Annotated in this window: 14 protein-coding genes; 8 read left to right on the top strand and 6 right to left on the bottom strand. The window is 59.3% G+C overall.

All coding sequences use genetic code 11. The features are described from left to right. Window positions 1–240: 240 nt before the first annotated feature. Window positions 241–1,527, bottom strand: coding sequence for an MDR family MFS transporter (locus GZH47_RS13655; RefSeq protein WP_162640587.1), 1,287 nt, complete (start codon window positions 1,525–1,527; stop codon window positions 241–243). A 268-nt stretch (window positions 1,528–1,795) separates the two neighbouring features. Between GZH47_RS13655 and GZH47_RS13650 the strand changes: the two genes are divergently transcribed. Then, a complete protein-coding gene (locus GZH47_RS13650; RefSeq protein WP_162640586.1) occupies window positions 1,796–2,584 on the top strand; it encodes a polysaccharide deacetylase family protein in 789 nt (262 codons plus the stop codon). A gap of 543 nt (window positions 2,585–3,127) precedes the next feature. On the opposite strand, the gene GZH47_RS13645 is transcribed toward GZH47_RS13650, so the two are convergent. The 3 genes from GZH47_RS13645 to GZH47_RS13635 all read right to left on the bottom strand — a co-directional run bounded on the left by GZH47_RS13645 (window position 3,128) and on the right by GZH47_RS13635 (window position 8,701). Then, the gene (locus tag GZH47_RS13645) at window positions 3,128–3,601 is read right to left on the bottom strand and encodes a GNAT family N-acetyltransferase (protein ID WP_162640585.1); all 474 of its coding nucleotides are present in this window, start codon (window positions 3,599–3,601) and stop codon (window positions 3,128–3,130) included. A 76-nt stretch (window positions 3,602–3,677) separates the two neighbouring features. Then, complete coding sequence (locus GZH47_RS13640) at window positions 3,678–6,938, bottom strand: DEAD/DEAH box helicase (protein WP_225446479.1); 3,261 nt, start codon at window positions 6,936–6,938, stop codon at window positions 3,678–3,680. Continuing rightward, window positions 6,935–8,701, bottom strand: a complete 1,767-nt coding sequence (locus tag GZH47_RS13635) for an SWIM zinc finger family protein (RefSeq protein ID WP_162640584.1) — start codon at window positions 8,699–8,701, stop codon at window positions 6,935–6,937. The genes GZH47_RS13640 and GZH47_RS13635 overlap by 4 nt, the downstream gene beginning before the upstream one ends. Before the next feature lie 219 nt (window positions 8,702–8,920). Here GZH47_RS13635 and GZH47_RS13630 point away from each other — a divergent pair, with 219 nt between their 5' ends. The 5 genes from GZH47_RS13630 to GZH47_RS13610 all read left to right on the top strand — a co-directional run bounded on the left by GZH47_RS13630 (window position 8,921) and on the right by GZH47_RS13610 (window position 14,377). Continuing rightward, window positions 8,921–10,222, top strand: a complete 1,302-nt coding sequence (locus GZH47_RS13630; RefSeq protein ID WP_162640583.1) for an NCS2 family permease — start codon at window positions 8,921–8,923, stop codon at window positions 10,220–10,222. Window positions 10,223–10,349: 127 nt separating this feature from the next. Continuing rightward, window positions 10,350–11,030, top strand: a complete 681-nt coding sequence (gene rnhA, locus GZH47_RS13625) for a ribonuclease H (protein WP_162640582.1) — start codon at window positions 10,350–10,352, stop codon at window positions 11,028–11,030. Between the two features lie 32 nt (window positions 11,031–11,062). Continuing rightward, complete coding sequence (locus GZH47_RS13620; RefSeq protein WP_162640581.1) at window positions 11,063–13,456, top strand: hypothetical protein; 2,394 nt, start codon at window positions 11,063–11,065, stop codon at window positions 13,454–13,456. A gap of 105 nt (window positions 13,457–13,561) precedes the next feature. Beyond that, window positions 13,562–13,942, top strand: a complete 381-nt coding sequence (locus GZH47_RS13615) for a hypothetical protein (protein ID WP_162640580.1) — start codon at window positions 13,562–13,564, stop codon at window positions 13,940–13,942. A gap of 129 nt (window positions 13,943–14,071) precedes the next feature. Beyond that, the gene (locus GZH47_RS13610) at window positions 14,072–14,377 is read left to right on the top strand and encodes a thioredoxin family protein (RefSeq protein ID WP_162645240.1); all 306 of its coding nucleotides are present in this window, start codon (window positions 14,072–14,074) and stop codon (window positions 14,375–14,377) included. Window positions 14,378–14,541: 164 nt separating this feature from the next. On the opposite strand, the gene rpmG is transcribed toward GZH47_RS13610, so the two are convergent. After that, window positions 14,542–14,694 (bottom strand): 50S ribosomal protein L33, encoded by a 153-nt coding sequence (rpmG, locus tag GZH47_RS13605; RefSeq protein WP_162640579.1) that lies wholly within the window; start codon window positions 14,692–14,694, stop codon window positions 14,542–14,544. A 187-nt stretch (window positions 14,695–14,881) separates the two neighbouring features. Between rpmG and GZH47_RS13600 the strand changes: the two genes are divergently transcribed. Further along, window positions 14,882–15,964 (top strand): glycoside hydrolase family 172 protein, encoded by a 1,083-nt coding sequence (locus GZH47_RS13600; protein WP_162640578.1) that lies wholly within the window; start codon window positions 14,882–14,884, stop codon window positions 15,962–15,964. 97 nt (window positions 15,965–16,061) lie between these two features. On the opposite strand, the gene GZH47_RS34630 is transcribed toward GZH47_RS13600, so the two are convergent. After that, window positions 16,062–16,277, bottom strand: a complete 216-nt coding sequence (locus GZH47_RS34630) for a DUF3221 domain-containing protein (protein WP_404823808.1) — start codon at window positions 16,275–16,277, stop codon at window positions 16,062–16,064. Between the two features lie 443 nt (window positions 16,278–16,720). On the opposite strand from GZH47_RS34630, the gene GZH47_RS13590 reads away from it, so the two are divergent. After that, window positions 16,721–18,007 carry a M48 family metallopeptidase gene (locus GZH47_RS13590; protein ID WP_225446478.1) on the top strand — a complete coding sequence of 429 codons (1,287 nt, stop codon included), beginning with the start codon at window positions 16,721–16,723 and terminating at the stop codon, window positions 18,005–18,007. Window position 18,008 lies beyond the last annotated feature (1 nt).

Genomic DNA, 18,008 nt, shown 5'->3' with positions numbered 1-18,008 from the left:
TGATGATGTATTCGTTTTCCGGGCGGAGTTGAACACGGATGTGGAAGAATCTGTTCATATAATAGCAAGAATGGTAAAAAAGACAACGGGATTTTCGAACTAAAATTTCCTGCATGACGTTACGTTTTCATTACTTTTCGTGCCGGCGCAGCAGCACAGAAAAAAGGCAGCCCGGATCGCGAAAGCGTTCCGAACTGCCCCTGTGCTTGAAGCATCCATATAACTTATAAGCTTCTAAGCTTATCTCGGCGCCAAGGACGGCGACGGCTGGTTCTTCTCCAGCTGGTTAAACATGACGTTATAGATGCCGGCCGAGATCACGGCGAGCAAGGCGAGCAGCACGAAAGTCCATTTGAAGCCGATCCAGCCGGTGAGCGGAATGGATAACGGCGCGATGGTGCGTCCCAGCGTGAAGCGAAGGCTTGCCGCCGCAAAATACTGCCCGCGCATCTCTTCCGGCGCGAGCCGCGCGACGAACGCCTGCTGCGGCCCGGCGGACATGAGCTCCGCGAGCGTGAAGACGGCGATTGCCGCCGTGAAGCCCCAGAACGTCGACATGCTGCTGAACATGATCATGCCTGCGGCGTAGAAGATCGCGCCGCCCATGAACACGTAGCGATCGCGGTACATCGTCATCCATTTGGTGATGATCACGGTGAAGACGGCGACGAACAGGCCGTTCTCCGAGACGATCAGGCCGAACAGCTGCTGGCCCGTCACGGTTAAATCCCAGTCGTGGAAAGCGAAGAGCGTCGACTGCCCGACCGTCTCCTTAAGGAAGACCGGAAACAACAGGTCGAGCTGCATGAACGTCTGGGCCAGCAGCACGCCCGCGATAACGAAGAGCAGAAATACGCGGTCCGTCGCGATGACCCGGTAATCCCGCAGCTGGGCGGCAATGGCGCCATACCAAGGCGTGCCGGCCTTGGTCCGGTGCCGGTCCGAGACGCTGGCCGGCAGCGTCTCGCCGAGCAGACGGCTCATGACGAGCGCGATCAGCGCGCAGATGACTGCCGCGGCGGCAAGCACCGCGTACGGATTATCCGAATACAGCAGCGAGCCGATCAGCGGTCCGACGACGACGGCGATATTGGCGGCGGTGTAGAAGATCGCGAAGACGCTGGATTGATGCTTCTCGTCCACGACGTCCGCGACCATTGCCTGGCTGGCCGGCCAATAGAGCGAGCCGAACATGCTTGCCAGACTAAAGCCGACGAAGCCGGTTACCGGCATGTCCACCCAAGGCGATGCCGCGAAGGCGAACAGCGCGTAGCCGAAAGCTTGCCCGCTTGCGGCGAATACCATCATCCGCTTGCGGCCGAAACGATCCGCGCAATAGCCGCCGACCAAGTTTGCCAGCACCGAAATGAGCTGCGACAGCACGAGCAGCATGCCCGTCCAGCCTTTACCAAACGATTTCGTGAAATAGATGGACAGGAAGGGGAAGAATGTCCAGAAAATAACGTTAAACGCGCTTTCTCCGCCAAGGCGGATTTTTAAATTTCGATCCCAATCTTTCATTCTCATATGCGGTTTCCTCTAGTTGTAAGTTAGTCATGCCGGGTGAAGCTTCATCATTATACACGTTCGGCCGCGGCCGGGGAACAGCAGGGCGTTATCGCAGCAAAGCAGCAGACGCGCCGGCATGGAAAAAGTAACAGTAGCCCCTCTTCGCGCACCTATCGTATGATTAGACTACCAACGAAGAAACGGACGGCGCCATTTTTTGCGGATCCGCAGGTTTCTTCCAAGACAAGTTGTGAAGACAGTTTGTGAAGACAGCGGGGGAGAGGCAATGAGGAAACGAAAGATGCTGGTGCTGGCCGCTGCGCTGCTTTTTATGGCCGCATCGTTCGTCATTACGGCCGACCAGCTGCTGCAATTCAAGCGGACGACGGTCGCTTTCGCTTCATCGGACGCGGCTGCGGCGCGGATACCGGTGCTATGCTATCATTCCATTGCGGATAACGGAGCAGGAAACGAATATATCGTCTCGCCGGATGCGTTCCGGCAGCAGATGGCGTGGCTGCACGACGAGGGCTATCGCAGCATCGGCATGGAGGAATTCGGCGCGATTCTGACGGGCCAGGAAGCTTCGACGGGCAAAGAAGTGCTCATCACGTTCGATGACGGCTACAAGAACAACTATACGGCGGCGCAGCCGATCCTGAAGCAATACGGCTTCCAAGCGACGGAATTTCTAGTCACCAATTGGGTTGGCGGCGAAGCCTACCTGACATGGGGGCAGGTCAAGGAATTGCATGCGGCAGGCTGGGACATCATGGCGCATACGCGCACGCACCCGTATTTGCCGCTTCATACGCCGAAAGTACAGCGGGATGAGATTGCAGGCTCCAAAACCGCGATCGAGAAGAATCTCGGAACGAGCGTGACCGCCATCGCCTATCCCTACGGGCTGCGAAGCGAGGAAACGATGCGAATCGCCAAGCAAAGCGGCTTCGCGTACGGCTTCACCTTCGACGACGGCTACACCACGAGCGAGCAAAATCCGTATTTATTGAAACGACTGTTCATTTCGGGGGATACGGACCTGGCGGGGTTCCAGCGGAAGATGAAGTCATGAGGCGGATGGGCGCACATAAGCGGTCTGCGAGGTGCTGGTTGCTGGCGAGTCGCGGGACGGCGTGCTGATGAACGGAGGAACGAAGTGTGGATGAAACGCGGGGCTGCGTGCGAATGAACGAGGGACTGTATGCGTAAGCGGTACGGGGGCGATGCGCCGGAGATCGCGGGACGGCGAGCTAGTGAGCGCGGCACAAATTGCTGGCCGACGACAGGGCAACGCGCTAACGAACCGTATGCACCTTAAACGGACGAAAATCACGCCCGAAACAGTCTAACGAATTCGAGACGCCTTATTAAGGTACTTTCGGCCGTCATGTAAGGTTTATAGGTCGAATAACGATGCTGTGATTCGTTACGATGCAACAAGCAGACAATAGGAGCGAATGGCGTTACCTCGATTCGTTAGCGTTAGCATCGTTAGCATAATCGACTCAAACGGCATATCCAAGTACAAGCGTCGTAGGTGGAGCGATTTGCGATCCCCAAGCAGTTAAAAGTCAAATAGAAAAGGCGCCGGTCAATGACCGAGCGCCTTTTCTTCTTATTCTTGAGGGGCAGTCGGCTCAAAGACCGTGAACATACCCGTCATGCCCGGAGAGTGATCCTTGAATCCGAACTGTTCATAGAAAGGTTCTTTGCCCTGCGAAGCGAATAGGCCCACGAACGCAATGCCTTTCTCGTGTTTATGCTGCCGGATGTAGGCGAGCAGCCGTTCCACGATCCTTTTGCCCAATCCATGCCCCTGATGATCCGGGTGAACCGCGACATCCTGGAGATAGAAGTACATGGCGCCGTCACCGACGATTCGCCCCATACCGACGGCTTGTCCTTCGATCTCGACCACGACGGCGTAGATGGAATTCGCGATCGACTGCTCGCTCATTCCGGTGTCGAGGTTCCCCCAGCTTACGGAATCCCATAGTGCTTGGTGTTCGGACACCGTCGGGGAACGCTCGATAATTTCATAGCTGTTGTTAGTGCTGTTGGGCGCTCCTTTTGTCGATTTCGATTCCATATGCGGCATCACTCCCTAGTACCTCTAAGTTTGCTGAAAAAGAACTCGCCTATCCGCGGTTTCGCTGAACCGCGCGTCAGTCCGACCACTCGCGGCGCAGCGTGAACAGATCGCGCAGCGCGTCCGTCGACAGCTCCGTGATCCAGCCTTCCGAGCTGGTGATGACGTCGTCGCTCAACTGCTGCTTGCTCTCGAGCATCTCGTCGATGCGTTCTTCCAACGTGCCGAGCGAGATGAACTTGTGCACCTGCACGTCGCGCGTCTGACCCATCCGGTAGGCGCGGTCCGTCGCCTGGTTCTCGACGGCGGGATTCCACCACCGGTCGAAGTGGAAGACATGGTTGGCCGCGGTCAGGTTCAAGCCGACGCCGCCGGCTTTGATCGACAGGATGAAGATGTTCGGCTGCTGCGCTTCCGGCAGGCTGCGCGACTGGAATTCGTCGATCATCCGGTCGCGCGCCGTCTTGGACGTGCCGCCGTGCAGATAGAGCACGGGCTCCCCGATTTCCTGCGACAGCACGCGCTGCAGCATTTGCCCCATGCCGATGTACTGCGTGAAAATCAAGCACCGCTCGCCTTCCTCCCGCAGCTCCTGCACCAGGTCGAGCAGCCGCTCGAGCTTGGCGGAACGGCTGATGAGCGCGGCGATTTCGGCCGCGGCTTCGTCTTTGTCCTCCGGCAGGGGCACCGCTTCCTTGGTCAGCAGCACGGGATGATCGCACAGCTGCTTCAGCTGCGTCAACGCGGACAGAATGGCGCCTTTGCGCTGAATGCCTTCCAGCTTCTTCACCTGCTGCATCAGCTCGCCGACGGTCTGTTCGTACAGCGCGCTCTGTTCGGCGGTGAGGTGGATGTACGTCTTCATCTCGTTCTTCTCCGGCAGGTCCAGCATGATGGCAGGATCCTTCTTCTTGCGGCGGAGCATGAACGGCTTCACGAGCCGCTGCAGCTCCTGCGTGCGTTTCTCGTCGCGTTCCCGTTCGATCGCTTGGGCGAATTGTTCGCCGAAGGCGCGGGCGCTGCCGAGATACCCGGGATTCGTAAAATCGTAAATCGACCACAGCTCCGACAGCCGGTTCTCGATCGGCGTGCCGGTCAATGCGATGCGGTGCCGGGCCGGGAAGCTCTTGACGGCGGCGGACTGCTTCGTGCCGGCGTTCTTAATATTTTGCGCTTCGTCGAGGCAGATCGTCGACCACGTATAGCGGCTCAGGTTCTCCTGATCCAGCGTCGCCGTGGCGTAGGAGGTCAAGACAAGATCGGCTTCGCCGGCTTCTTCGAAGAAGGCATCGCCTGTCAGCCGTTTGCTGCCGTAGTGAAGCAGGATGCGCAGCGACGGCGCGAAGCGGCGCACCTCCTTCTGCCAATTGCCCAGCACGGAGGTCGGACAGACGAGCAGCGAAGGCCGGCGCTCGCCGCTTGCGGCGGCGGCTTCGGAGACATGCAGCAAATACGTGATGAATTGGATCGTCTTGCCGAGGCCCATGTCGTCTGCAAGACAGGCGCCAAGGCCGAAGCGCCGAAGGAAGGCCAGCCACGCGAACCCGTCCTGCTGGTAGCTGCGCAGTTCCGCGTGCAGCGAGGCCGGCACGTCGATCGCCGGCCATTCGGATTGCCCGGTCAGCTGGTCCATCAGCTTCGCCAGATGCGCGTTCAGCTCGACTTCGACGGGAATGCCGTCCTCGTCTTCTTCTTCCGCCTCCGCGGAAGCGCCGTCTTCCTTGGCGCGGATTGCCGCATCGCGAAAAGCGGCCGCGGCGGCGCTCTTCAAATGCAGCTGAAGCACATCCTGGAAGGAGAGCCCCTTCCGCGGGTCGACGCCCGCCATCGCCTTGCGGATTTGCGCCAGCAGGGCGGGATCGAGCGGCACCCATTGGCCGCGGAACTGGACGAGCCGTTCGCCGCGGGCGACGAGTTCCTTGAACTCGTCCTCGCTCAGCTCGGCATCGCCGATCGAGACGCGCCAATCGAAGTCGATGAGCGAGTCGAGGCCGAAGAAGGACTTCTGGCCGCCGCCGGCGCCTTCGCCCGCAGGCGCTCCTTCGCCGGGGCGGACCTTCGCGCGCAGGCGCGGTTTCTTCCGGCTGGCCTCTTCCCACCAGCCGGGCAGGAGGACCTGCCAGCCCGCGGACAGCAGGCGCTGGCTGTCCGCGGTCAGGAACTGCCACGCGGCCCCGTCGGTCAGCGGGCCGTTCAGCAGGTCCGTGCGGCTGCCGGCCAGTCGCTCCTCCGGCAGGCTTGCCTGCAAGTGCGCGAGCCAGGACGCGGAGCGCTCGCGCACATGCGGCGTCCAGCCGGAGGGCCATGTCCCGAAGGCTTCGCCGTCCATGGCCAGCCGAACCGGCACGAGCTTCGCCGGTTCGAGCTTGTCCTGCAGCATCAGCGCCAGACGCCAGCCGGCATCGGCGTCTTCCGGCTCCGACAGCTGCAGGAGCGGCCGGAACGGCAGGGTGTCGGCCTTCCAGCCGGCGGCGACGAGCCAGGCGCGCTCGTCCATGCCCGCGGCCGCGGCGGCGCGGTCGCGGGCGAAGAGCATCGGGAAGTCGCGCCGCAGATCGCCGGCGGTTTCTTCCGAGCTGTAATAGCGCTGGAACACGGCCGCGGAGAACGCCGCTTGGACGCCTTCGAAGAAGCCGGCGGAGATGTCCGCTTCCTCCGCGGTATCGCCGCCGTCCCAGTCGTACCAATCATCGTCTTCGTCATCGACGACGACTGCCGAGGCGCGCTCTGCATCGGCAGCGCGCGCCGTATCGGCTGCGCGCCTCGCATCAAGCGCACGCTCCGCCTCGGCCGCAAGCAGCCCTCGGCCGCCAAGCTTGCCGCGGGCGCTTCCGCCGCCGGACTGGCGGCTCCATGCGTCCGCCTCGGTCCCGCCTCCGGCAGCACCGGCCGCGCCGCTGCCGCGCAGCGCCCGCAAAGCCTTCCGCGCCCGCACGTCGAGCGCTTCCGCGTCCCAAGTCCAGCGCAGCTTGCCGGCTCGGAACGCGGCGAAGCTCGGCATGTATTTCTGTTCCGCGATGCAAGCTTCCAGCGCCGGAGCAAGCGAGACGAGCCGCGAGGCATCGCCTTCGAATTGCCAGATGAAATGCGTCATCAGCAGCTTGCGATCCGCGAAGAACGGAATGACCATCTCCGCGGGCAGCACGACGAGCTCGATCTCGTCCTGCAGCTTCTCGATTTGCAGGTCCGTCCCGTAGAAGGACGGCTCATGCCAAGCGAATAGACGCTGCTTCACGAACATGCCGCTCGCCAAGCCGGCAGATTCCAGGGAGCCATAGATCAGCGCGTCGCCATGCTCCGATAAACGGACAGTAATGGATATCGTTTCTGCGCTCATGACAGCAGCCCTCCTTTCCGCAATTCTTCCTGCAGGGCGCGAAGCCGGCTGTTCCGGCTGGCGAACGCCGAGATGAACTGCTCCCAGCGCTCCTCGCGCTTCAATCGCACGTACAGCTTGGACAACCGTTTCAGCAGCTTCGCCGCCGCTTTGTAGCCGTCGCGGTTCTTCTGCAGCACGTACCGCTCCACGGCCTGATGGTAGAAGGGAAGCAGCAGCTCCGGCGCATCCTTCTCGATCGGCTTCAACACCGCGACCCGGAACGAGAGCGGCTCCTGACCGCTGCTCATTTGATAATCGATCCACCGTTCCCATTTGCCGTGCGCCACGAGCGCTTCCTCATAAATTACGCGAGAGAAAGGCAGCATCGACGCCAGCGTATTCCACATGGCGGGTTTGGCCTCAGGCAATTGTTCGGCGACGATCGACCAATACTCGCCGTACGGCGCCAAATCCTCGCCGCGAAACCCGGTCAGCAGAGCGCCGGTCTCGACCAGCCAGTCGCGCAGCCGCTCCCATTGCCCGGCCCGGCTCATGACGTCCAGCAGCGGCATGAGATGCTCGGGCTTCAGCAGCAGCTTGCCGCCGCGCTCGGCCAGCAGCCGGAGGGCCTCCTCGTCGCGTTCCAGATAGAGCCAGAGCAGACATTGCGCGAGCGTCCAAGGCAGCGGCGACAACGCGTTGCCGAGAACCTGCTGTGCTTCCCGCAAATGCTGCAGCTCTTCCTCGTACAGGTGCTTGCTGCCGGCCGAAGCGGGAGACAGCCAGTGCAGCCAAAAGGATTGATACAGCGATGCGAAGCAGTTCAGCGTCTTGTCCTCCGTCAGCATCTGTTCCCGCAAGAAAGCCGCCGTCTCCAGCAGGCGTTCCCAGTAAGCGGACGTCTCGGACGAAAGCGCCAGCCGCTCTTCCAGCATCCGGCGCGTCTGCGCGAGCAGCCCGTCCAGCGCCAGCTGCGTATGGTAGCCCATGAAGAGCCCGGACTGGCGCCAATTCGCCTGAGCCGGCTTCACGATTTGCTCCAGCACGAACAACGCCGCATGGAGATTGAACAGCTGCTCCAGCGCATAGGGCAGGTCGGGCCGCATCGCATGCAGATCGGCCAATAGGTCGCTTGCCTCCTGCGCGGTCCGGATGTTTGCCTGCAGCGGTCCCCTGCGCTGGCGGAAACGATCATGCCACAGCGCCACGGGGAGCTCGGTCAGCTCCTGTTCGGTCAACGTTGGCCGGACTAAGCGGGCCGACGGCGTTCCCGCGCGAAGCGGCGAATTCTCCGCACCTTCTTTACCAGCACCTTCTTTACCAGCACCTGATTTACCCGTCCCCGTCTCCGTTCCGTCCCCGGCAACTGCCTTGCCCGCACCTTTGCCTGCCAGTCTGCCATCGCCAGTTCCGGCTTCCGCCGCGTCCGCCTTGGCCGCGTTCCTGGCCGCCGCGCGCGCATTGACGAGCGCCTGAATCGGCCGGCCGCACAGTTCTGCGTACCGCAGCAGCGCAGCGACCATATGCAGGCAGCCCCGGTCGAGCGGGCACGCGCATGTGCTTTTGCTTAGATCGCCTAGATCCACGGCAACCTCGTATACCCGGTTATCCTTCACGCGCGCATCCAAATAGACGCCGTCGTCCCGCAGGCCGAGCGTCTCCACGCGTCCTTGCTTATGATATTGAAAACCGCGAATGATCGTCAGTTCATCGAAATAAGCGGCGACGCCTTCAAGAAGCTTGCGCCATGCCGTATCGTCCATCATCAAATCCGTATCCATGCTTCGTCGACTCCCAATCCCGTAGTCGGTAGGTATGAACGTATAAACGTCGCCATCTATTATACCAGTTCTTGCGGCCTTCGGAGCCGAACGCAGCCTTAATTTGCAGCTGATGGGCCCCGCGGCGCCGCCGCAAGACTATGTTTCCCTCCAGTAGGGGAAAATGGAGGTATTACCGGCAAAGGCAGGAAGCCTTTGCCGCGCGGGAGGATGTAGCGCATGGACAAGCTATTCAAGCTGCAAGAAAGAGGCACCTCCGCCGGGACGGAGATCATGGCCGGCATCACGACGTTTCTGACGATGGTCTACATCGTGATCGTCAACCCCGGCATCCTGAGCAAGACAGGCATGGATTTCCACGGCGTCTTCATCGCGACCGTGCTGGCCAGCATCGTCGCCACGCTCATCATGGGCCTGTTCGCGAACTATCCGATCGTGCTCGCCCCGGGCATGGGGCTGAACGCGTATTTCGCCTTCACCGTCGTCTCTCCGGACGATGGCGTGACGTGGCAGATCGCGCTCGGCGCCGTCTTCGTCGCGGGATTGATTTTCATATTGCTGTCGCTGACATCGTTCCGCTACATGCTGCTGGACGCCATACCGACAAGCCTGAAGCACGCCATCACGGCGGGCATCGGGCTCTTCATCACGTTCATCGGCCTGCAAAACGCGGGCGTCATCGTCGCATCTCCCTCCACGCTGCTGACCCTCGGCGATCTGACGGAACCGATGACGGCGCTGACGATCGTCGGCCTCGTCATCTCGCTCGTCCTCATGGCATACCGGGTACGGGGATTCCTGTTCGTCGGCATGCTCATCACGGCGGTCATCGCCCTGCTGATGGATCAGATGGATTTACCTTCGAATCTGGTCGCCATGCCGAGCGGCTTGGACGCGACCGCGTTCCGGCTGGATATCGGGGGCGTGTTCGAGAAAGGGCTGTACGCCGTCATCTTCACGTTCCTGCTGATCACGCTGTTCGATACGACGGGCACGATGCTCGGCGTCGCGGAACAGGCGAAGCTGCTGAAGGACGGCAAATTCCCGCGTTCCCAGGGGGCGCTGCTGGCGGATGCGGCAGGCACTTCCGTCGGCGCGCTGCTCGGCACGAGCCCGACGTCGGCTTACATCGAATCCAGCGCAGGCGTCGCCATCGGCGGCCGGACGGGGCTGACGGCGGTCGTCGTCTGCGTGCTGCTGGCGCTCACGCTGTTCTTCTCGCCCGTCATTGCGATGCTGGCGGGCATGCCCGCGATCACGGCGCCTTCGCTGATCATCGTCGGCTTCCTGATGCTCGACGTGCTGCGGCGGATCGAATGGAGCGAGCTGGAGGAAGCTTTTCCCGCGTTTCTGATCGTCGTGCTGATGCCGCTTACGTACAGCATCGCGACGGGGATCGGCATCGGCTTCATCGCGTATCCGCTTCTGAAGCTGGCCCGGGGCAAGGGCAGGGACGTGCATCCCGTTTTCTACGTGTTCGCGGTGCTGTTCTTCATCCAGATCGTCTTCTTCAGCCATTGATCCTGCTTGCGGGCGAGGCCATGAATTTTGGCGGGCATGGAGGGTTTTGCGGTTCGTCCGTCGAAACGGTAAAGCCCGTCCTTCGCGGCGGAGCGGACAAGAATGATGAATAGAAGAAGGTGCGGGAATGGCCAAACAGAAATTTTACGTCGTCTGGGTCGGACGCCAGCCGGGCGTGTATGCGAGCTGGGGCGAATGCCAGGAACAGATCAATAAGTTTGACGATGCCAAATTCAAATCGTACGAAAGCCGGGCCGAGGCGGACGAAGCCTACCGGGGCGGCTGGAAGAAGTTTTGGGGACAAGGCGGGGGCGCTAAGGCCGCCGGGGGTTCCGGCGCCGCGAAGAGCGGGAGCGGCCAGTTCCGCAGGAAGCCTTCCGCTGCAGAAGCAGAGCCGGGCGAAATCGACTATGACAGCATTTCCGTAGACGTCGGCACGAGCGGCAATCCGGGTCCGGTGGAATATAAGGGCGTGGATACGCAGACCGGCGAAGTGATTTTCGCGGTCGGGCCCGTGAAGAAGGGAACGAACAACCTCGGCGAGTTTCTCGCCATCGTCCACGCGCTCGCGCTGCTGAAGCAGCAGGGCAGCAGCAAGACGGTGTACAGCGATTCCATGAACGCGCTCAAATGGGTGAAGCAGAAGAACGTCTCCACCACGCTGCCGCGCGACGCGTCGACCGTTGAAATCTGGGACATGGTCGACCGCGCGGTCCGCTGGCTTCAAACGAACACGTACAGCAACAAGGTGCTGAAGTGGCAGACGAAGCAGTGGGGCGAAATCAAGGCGGATTACGGGCGGAAGTAGGGTCTTGGATACATGGGAGAGGGTGGATTTGGATGAAGGGCAACAACCGAAACAGCCTTGTATTTGACGCCGACGGGATTCTGACCGCTCGCGCTGGATCGTTCCGGATTGGCGACAAGCATGTCTTGGAAGCAGGCTCGGACCGTATCGATATTTCGAACGGCGGGGAAGTTGCGTTTGCTGTAGAAAATGATTTTGGCTCGCTGCTACTCGTCTCGACTCGGCACGCTGCGGCGTTCGAAGGAACCGGTCAATCGGGTATCCGTGCCGGAATGAACGTGCGGAAGATCAGCCTTCGCTTTCTTCCCCGGCAGACCAGCGAGCTCGATAAGTTCTCGCTGACGTTGGATTTCATGCATGGCGCCGCTGAATTATGGGATGAAGCGAAGCAGCGGTTTCACTGGATTCCGAATCTGAAAACCAAACCCCGTCACGTCTCCGGCCAGCATACGTTCCGATCCCCCGCAGTGATCGTGACGGCAGGGGATTACGGCGCCGCCGTTGTTCCGGATTTAAAGGAAATCCGCGATTGCCCGCAATGGCACCGCTACCTGGATTTGCGCTTCGGCGGGGATGCCGGTTCGGAGCAGGAGGCCCCTCCGCGGCTCGAATACGGCATTCAATCGATCGTGCCGACGGAGCATACCTATTACGAACCGGACGGCGCGGCATTCCGCGTGGAGGATGACGGGATTGCATTGTCGTTCTACCTGATGACGTTTCGAGGCTGTACGGATACCGACATTCTCGATGCCGTCGCTTCGCTGCTGTGGAACGAGCAGGCTGCCGGCTATGAAACCCGGCTGCTCCCGCAGACGGTTCCGTTCACGCAATATGCGGAGTACGGCAACGGCATGGCATTGCAATATTTGTGGAGACAAGGGCCTGACGCGCGGTCGGGCGGGATTACGCTGACGACCTTCCGCAGGAAGGACGGCGTCATGAGCGGCCGGGAGTACCCGGACGACCTTTGGTTCCATGCATGGTTCAACAACATGCGGACGGCGATGGAGCTTGCGGATTTCGGTACGATGATGAACCGGCCGGAGTGGATCGCCAAGGCGGATGAAATAGCGCGATGTTTGACCGCGGCTCCGCAGCAGAACGGCATTTTCCCCACGATCTACGCACCGCGAACCGGCGAATGGGCGGCATCCAGCGAGCATGGCGGCGGGAAGGAACTGTACAGCCTGCCCGATTGCGCTTGGTCTGCGCTCTGGCTTCGCAAATACGCCTCGGAATACGGAGGGGGAATCGACGGAGCTGAAGTTGCAGTTGAAGCCGAAAGATTCCTGGAATCTCTGCGGCGGTTCATGTATGCGCATCAGGATGCGTCGGGCGGGTTCCCTTGTTGGGTTCGGAAGGCGGATTTGACGCCGGATGCGCGTTTGAACGATTCCGCCTCGGGGGCGCTGGCAGTTTGGTTCTTGGGAGAAGAACTGTTGGCGGATGCCTTGTCGGAAGAGGAGAAAAGCACAGCTATGCAAGCTGTTATACTCGGCGCGGAGTATTTGATGCGCAGCGTGCTCCCGGAGCAGAAGTTCGACGATTTCGAGCTGTATTACTCGTGTTCGAGCAAGCCTTTGACGTATTACGATCCGTTTACCTGCATGTACGGGCAAAACACGCTGGCCATTCAATGGTGCGCGGAAGCGTTCCGCGTCGCGTATTTGCTGACGGGCACGCAGGCGTACAAGCAATCCGGCCTATTTTGCGTTCATTTATTATCCTTGTACCAGCAGGCGTGGGATGCTCCTTTCATGAGCTTCTACACGTTCGGCGGCTTCGGCGTCATGAATACGGATGCCGAGTGGAACGACGCCAGACAAGCCCAATTCGCGGAAACGCTCGCGAATTACCATGACCTTACGGGCCGATTCGACATGCTGAAACGTGCGGTAGCTGCTGCGAGAGCGTCTTTCGCGCTCATGGCGATCGACGAGAACGAGCAGGTATGTCCGAACAATTACCGCGGCACCTCCGTCCAATTCGAAGTGCATGGCGCATCCGCCGAAAATTACGGCCACGGGGGAACGGACGCGCGATCGCATCAAAGCGGGTTCCATTGGGGAACGGGCAGCGCGCTCGTTACGGCGGCACGGTTGAAGAAGCGATACGGGGACTTGTACATCGATTTCGAGGCCAAGCAGGCGATCGGCGTAGATGGCATTGTCGTCGTGAAGGCTGATTTTCAGGCGAATGCGGTCGTCTTGGAGATCGAGAAGCTGGCGGCTGTCCGGGACTTTGAAATCCGCGTAAGGCACGGCGGCGGCTCGGCTCCATCGGGCTCGGCTCCACAGGATAGTTCATCCGGTTCGGGTAATCAGCAGCTCAATATCCGCATTGCTGGATTTGAGGTTCAACCGTTGGATCAGCCGGGCCGTTATGCTGTGACGCCAAGCATAGAGCTTGAACTGCGAGCTTGAGCATGAAATTGGTATATTTCGAGGTTTCGTTTCAGTCCGCAACTTAAACACGCCGCGAGTCGTCGTAGGCAGGGAAGATGAATCTACGCGAGGTGCGTGTATAGGATGAGAATATTAACGACGATGCTGGTGTTGGCGTTTAGCGTGCTGCTCGTCGTCAGCGGATGCTCCGAGTCCGATGCGGCAGCGGGATTGCAGGGATCGGTCAAGGTTGACGATGCCAAAGGGCAGGACACGAAAGTGACGTACGTGTTCGTCAATCGGAGCAAGGAGACCATCACGGTTGTCGGCGGAGCCAGGTATACGCTGGAGAGAGACCACGAGACCTACAAGGCCGGATCCGTGCCTGTCAAAGACTACATCGATCTGCATCCCGGTGAAATCTACAGCGATTCGGTGACGTTCGCGGACTTGCCTGCCGGGTCTTATACGATTACAGTGGAATGGGACAACATCAAGGCGGTTGCGGAATTCAGCCGAAACTGAGGCGCTTATTGGCGGGGCGTCAGTCAGGATCGCACTCTCGCAGCAGCAGCTTCTGGTTGGCGCGCTGCCCAACTTGCCTTGCGATTAATCCTATCTCATTGCGGAAAGGCGGCGGTCGTCGTGCCTTTAATGGAACAAACGGAGCGGGAATGGCTGGCCCGGGACAAAACGCCGCGCGAGGCCGTGTTCTTCTACACGCCGCTATGCGGCACCTGCAAAGTCGCGCTGCGCATGCTGGAAATCGTCGAAGCCGCAGGCGTTTCGCTGACGATTGCCAAGATCAACATCAACTTCGCCCCTTCGCTTCGGGACGGTTGGCGAATCGCCAGCGTACCGGCGCTGGTACTCGTGCAAGACGGCGAGCCGGTGCAAACCGAATACGCCATGCAGTCCGTGGACACGCTCTACCGGCTGCTGAAGACGTTCTCCTCGTGATTGGCGGGGAGGGCGTTTTTTTTTGTTCCTTCGATCGTGTTCGGGAAGCCGGCGGGAGAGCTAGGGTGAACCGGGCAGAGGGAGATGCGATTTGCCTATACGACGCATTGCGCCTCCCGCGGCCTTTTCGGACGGACGATGGCTGCTCGGCTATACCGCGAACGTTAAGATCTGGTTTCTCTGTGAAGCGTTACCTTCTTATGGGAGGGACAATATTTCTTGAGTTCTAGACGAGCCGGATTATTCTTCTTGTTCTTCGTCGTCATGTAGTTGCGGTCGCCGCATTCTGTGCAAGCCAACGTAATGGTTACGCGCATGAAGCTGTTCACACTCCTTTTTCCATAGTTTATGAAGGAAGGAGCCGCGGTGACATTAACCCGGCGATTGCCGCTTTTCCCATTTTGGCGCGAAAAAAGTCGTTGACAGGCCGTCCCCGTCAGGATAGCATTGTTGCCATGTTCAACCATTAAAGCGATTTCATTTGCTGTCAAAGGAGAGGGAACGATGTTTGGTTTCAATGGTTTAGATATGAACATGGGCAATTTGGCGAGGCTGTCGGATGCGAAGAGCCGTTCGATCAGCGCGGAGAATTTTACGGGCGAGGCGGGCAAGGGCGGCATGGCGACAGAAGGAACGGGCGCTAACTGCGCGCGCGATCTGGGCTTGGGCTGGAAGGTATCGCCTTCTGTATATATCGAGGCAGGCAAAACGTTCACGATGGGCGAAATCGCGGGCCCGGGCGCCATTCAGCATATTTGGATGACGACGGCGCCGAACATTTGGCGGACGATGATTCTGCGCATTTACTGGGATGGCGAGGAAACGCCGTCCGTCGAAGCGCCGATCGGCGACTTCTTCTGCAATGGCTGGCAGGAGCGCGTCAACGTCAACTCCTTCCCGGTGGCCGTCAATCCGGCCGGCGGCATGAATTGCTACTGGCAGATGCCGTTCCGCAAATCGGCGCGTTTCACGATGGAGAACACGGGCACGGAGACGGCGGTGCTGTACTACCAGCTGGACTACGCGCTGACGGAAATTCCGTCCGACATGGCGTATTTCCACGCGCAATGGCGCAGAAGCAATCCGGTGCCGTACAAAGACGTGCACACGCTCATCGACGGCATTCAAGGCAAAGGCCACTACGTCGGCTGCTACCTTGCTTGGCAGGTCAACAATACCGGCTGGTGGGGCGAAGGCGAGATCAAGTTCTTCATGGACGACGACAAGGAATTCCCGACGATCTGCGGCACGGGCACCGAGGATTACTTCGGCGGCGCCTGGAACTGGGAGCATCCGAAGGGCGAATACGGCACGTATTCCACGCCGTTCCTCGGCATGCATCAGGTCATCAAGCCGGACGGGCTGTATCGCAGTCAGACGCGTTTCGGCATGTACCGCTGGCACGTGCAGGATCCGATTCGCTTCGAATCCGGGCTGCGCGTGACGATCCAGGATCTCGGCTGGCGTTCCGGCGGCCGTTACCTGCCGCAGCAGAGCGACATCGCGTCGACGGTGTTCTGGTACCAATCGGAGCCGCATGCGGCCTTCCCGGAATTGCCGGGCAATGACGAGCGCGAGGTTATTTAATCGTATTAAGGAACAGAAGCCGACTCCGGGAAGGGTCGGCTTTTTCAGTTGTAAATGGAAGGCTGCTTTCCAAAGGCAATTGGGAAGTAGCAGTATTCTATCTTTTCGTCTCTATTGGAACGATTTCTTTTGCCTCCCCTTGACCCGGATTACTGAGAAACGTCGCACCATTTACCTCGTATGAGACTTTCTGGCCAACTTTCAATTGTAATAAATTTTTGATTTTTTTATGCGATAAAGAAACGAGTGAATATCCTTCCTCCACAAGTTGATCCACTGTTTTTCCTTCAACGTCTTCTCCTGTGAACCGGATTTAGGTTTTGATTCGTCGGAAGTAGTAGTGGTACAAGCGGTTACTAGAGTTGCTAGAAAAAGGCATAAAACGAATATCTTGTTCAAGTTAATCCTCCTACACTATGGCAGGTACGTTGTTAATCCAAATTGGCTGTTGATGTTTCCGATAGGAGGACTTACAAGATTACTCCATCGGAATTTAACGTTCTGCCACAACGCCCTTGCGTTTTCCATCATTTTATATAAATATAAAATTTTTGAATAAGCAATTCTATCAAAAAATAATTGAGCCGAGAAGCACTGATTTTTCGAGTTAATCCGGTGGGGGTAATGATGTGGTCAGATGTCCTACAGGGGATGTTTGAGTAACGCTCATCGGCGGACTGGGTGCAATTACCTTTTGACATGGCGAAATGGTATGATGGGTGCATGAAATGACTGTTTACGCAGGAGATGATGGAGTTGGCAAAGTCTTGGCGAAGACGTTCGCCGATGTGGAAATGGGTTCTACTGACGGTTATATACTCCGTTCTTGTCGCTTTGTACGTTTGGTACACCTCGCCCAACAACGTGCCTGCTGCCTATAAGGGCACGCCGGCCGATCCCGCGACGTATTTCTCGCCGCAGCAGTTGAAGGACAGCGAAACGCTGAACCCGATCCGCAATTGGATTTTCTTCACCAGCATTCCGTGGGAATGGCTGATTTACCTGTTCCTGCTGTCCGGCGGGCTGGCTAGGTATTGGCGCGAGATGCTGGAACGGCTGCCGCTCGTGATCCGGTTCCCGCTGTTCGTCCTGCTCGTGGACATCGCGTCGTTCGTGCTCTACTTGCCGCTGCAGATTTTCAGCTATGGCCTGTCCAAGCATTACGGCATTACGACGCAGCCGGTGCCGGGCTGGATTCGGGATAAGCTCGTCTCGTTCGGGGTTGGGTATTTGACGATGCTCGCGGTATCCGCGGTGGCTTTCTGGATTCTGTCGCGGCGCGGCCGCTGGTGGTTGAAGCTGTGGCTCATCTCGGTGCCGTTCACGGTGTTCATGATGTACGTGGAGCCTGTCGTCATCGACCCGCTGTATAACAAATTCACGACGCTGTCTGACCCGAAGCTGGAGGCCAAGATCCTGGATCTTGCCGCGAAGGCGGACATCCCGGCGGACCATGTGTACGAAGTGAACATGTCCAAGAAAACGAATGCGATCAACGCCTATGTGACGGGCATCGGCCCTTCGCTTCGCATCGTGCTGTGGGATACGACGTTGAAGCAGCTGACGGAGCCGGAAATTCTGCTCATCATGGCGCATGAGATGGGGCATTACGCGATGCACCATCTGGAGTGGAGCGCGGTCGGCGCGGTCGGCTCCTCGCTCGTCGTCATCTGTATCGGCGGCTGGATCTACATTTGGAGCATCCGCCGCTGGGGCGAGGCATGGGGCATCCGCAGCCGCTCCGATGTGACGGCGCTGCCTCTGCTGCTCCTCATCATGGCAGTGCTGTCGATCGCCTCGCTCCCGATCAGCAACGCCGTCTCGCGCAACGCCGAATCATCCGCGGACGCGTACGCCATGAAGCTGTTAAACAGCTCGGAGGGCGAGGTGTCCATGCAGCAGAAGACGGGCGTCATCACGCTGAGCGACGTCAATCCGCCGCTGCTCGTGCGCTGGTTCCGCGACGACCATCCGAGCGATATGGAGCGAATCATCGCCGCGATGGATTTCGCCAAGTCCCATGGGCAGCAGCCGGGTTCCTAGC

Source organism: Paenibacillus rhizovicinus, from assembly GCF_010365285.1.
GTDB lineage: Bacteria > Bacillota > Bacilli > Paenibacillales > Paenibacillaceae > Paenibacillus_Z > Paenibacillus_Z rhizovicinus.
This window is presented reverse-complemented; position numbering and strand designations above follow the sequence as displayed.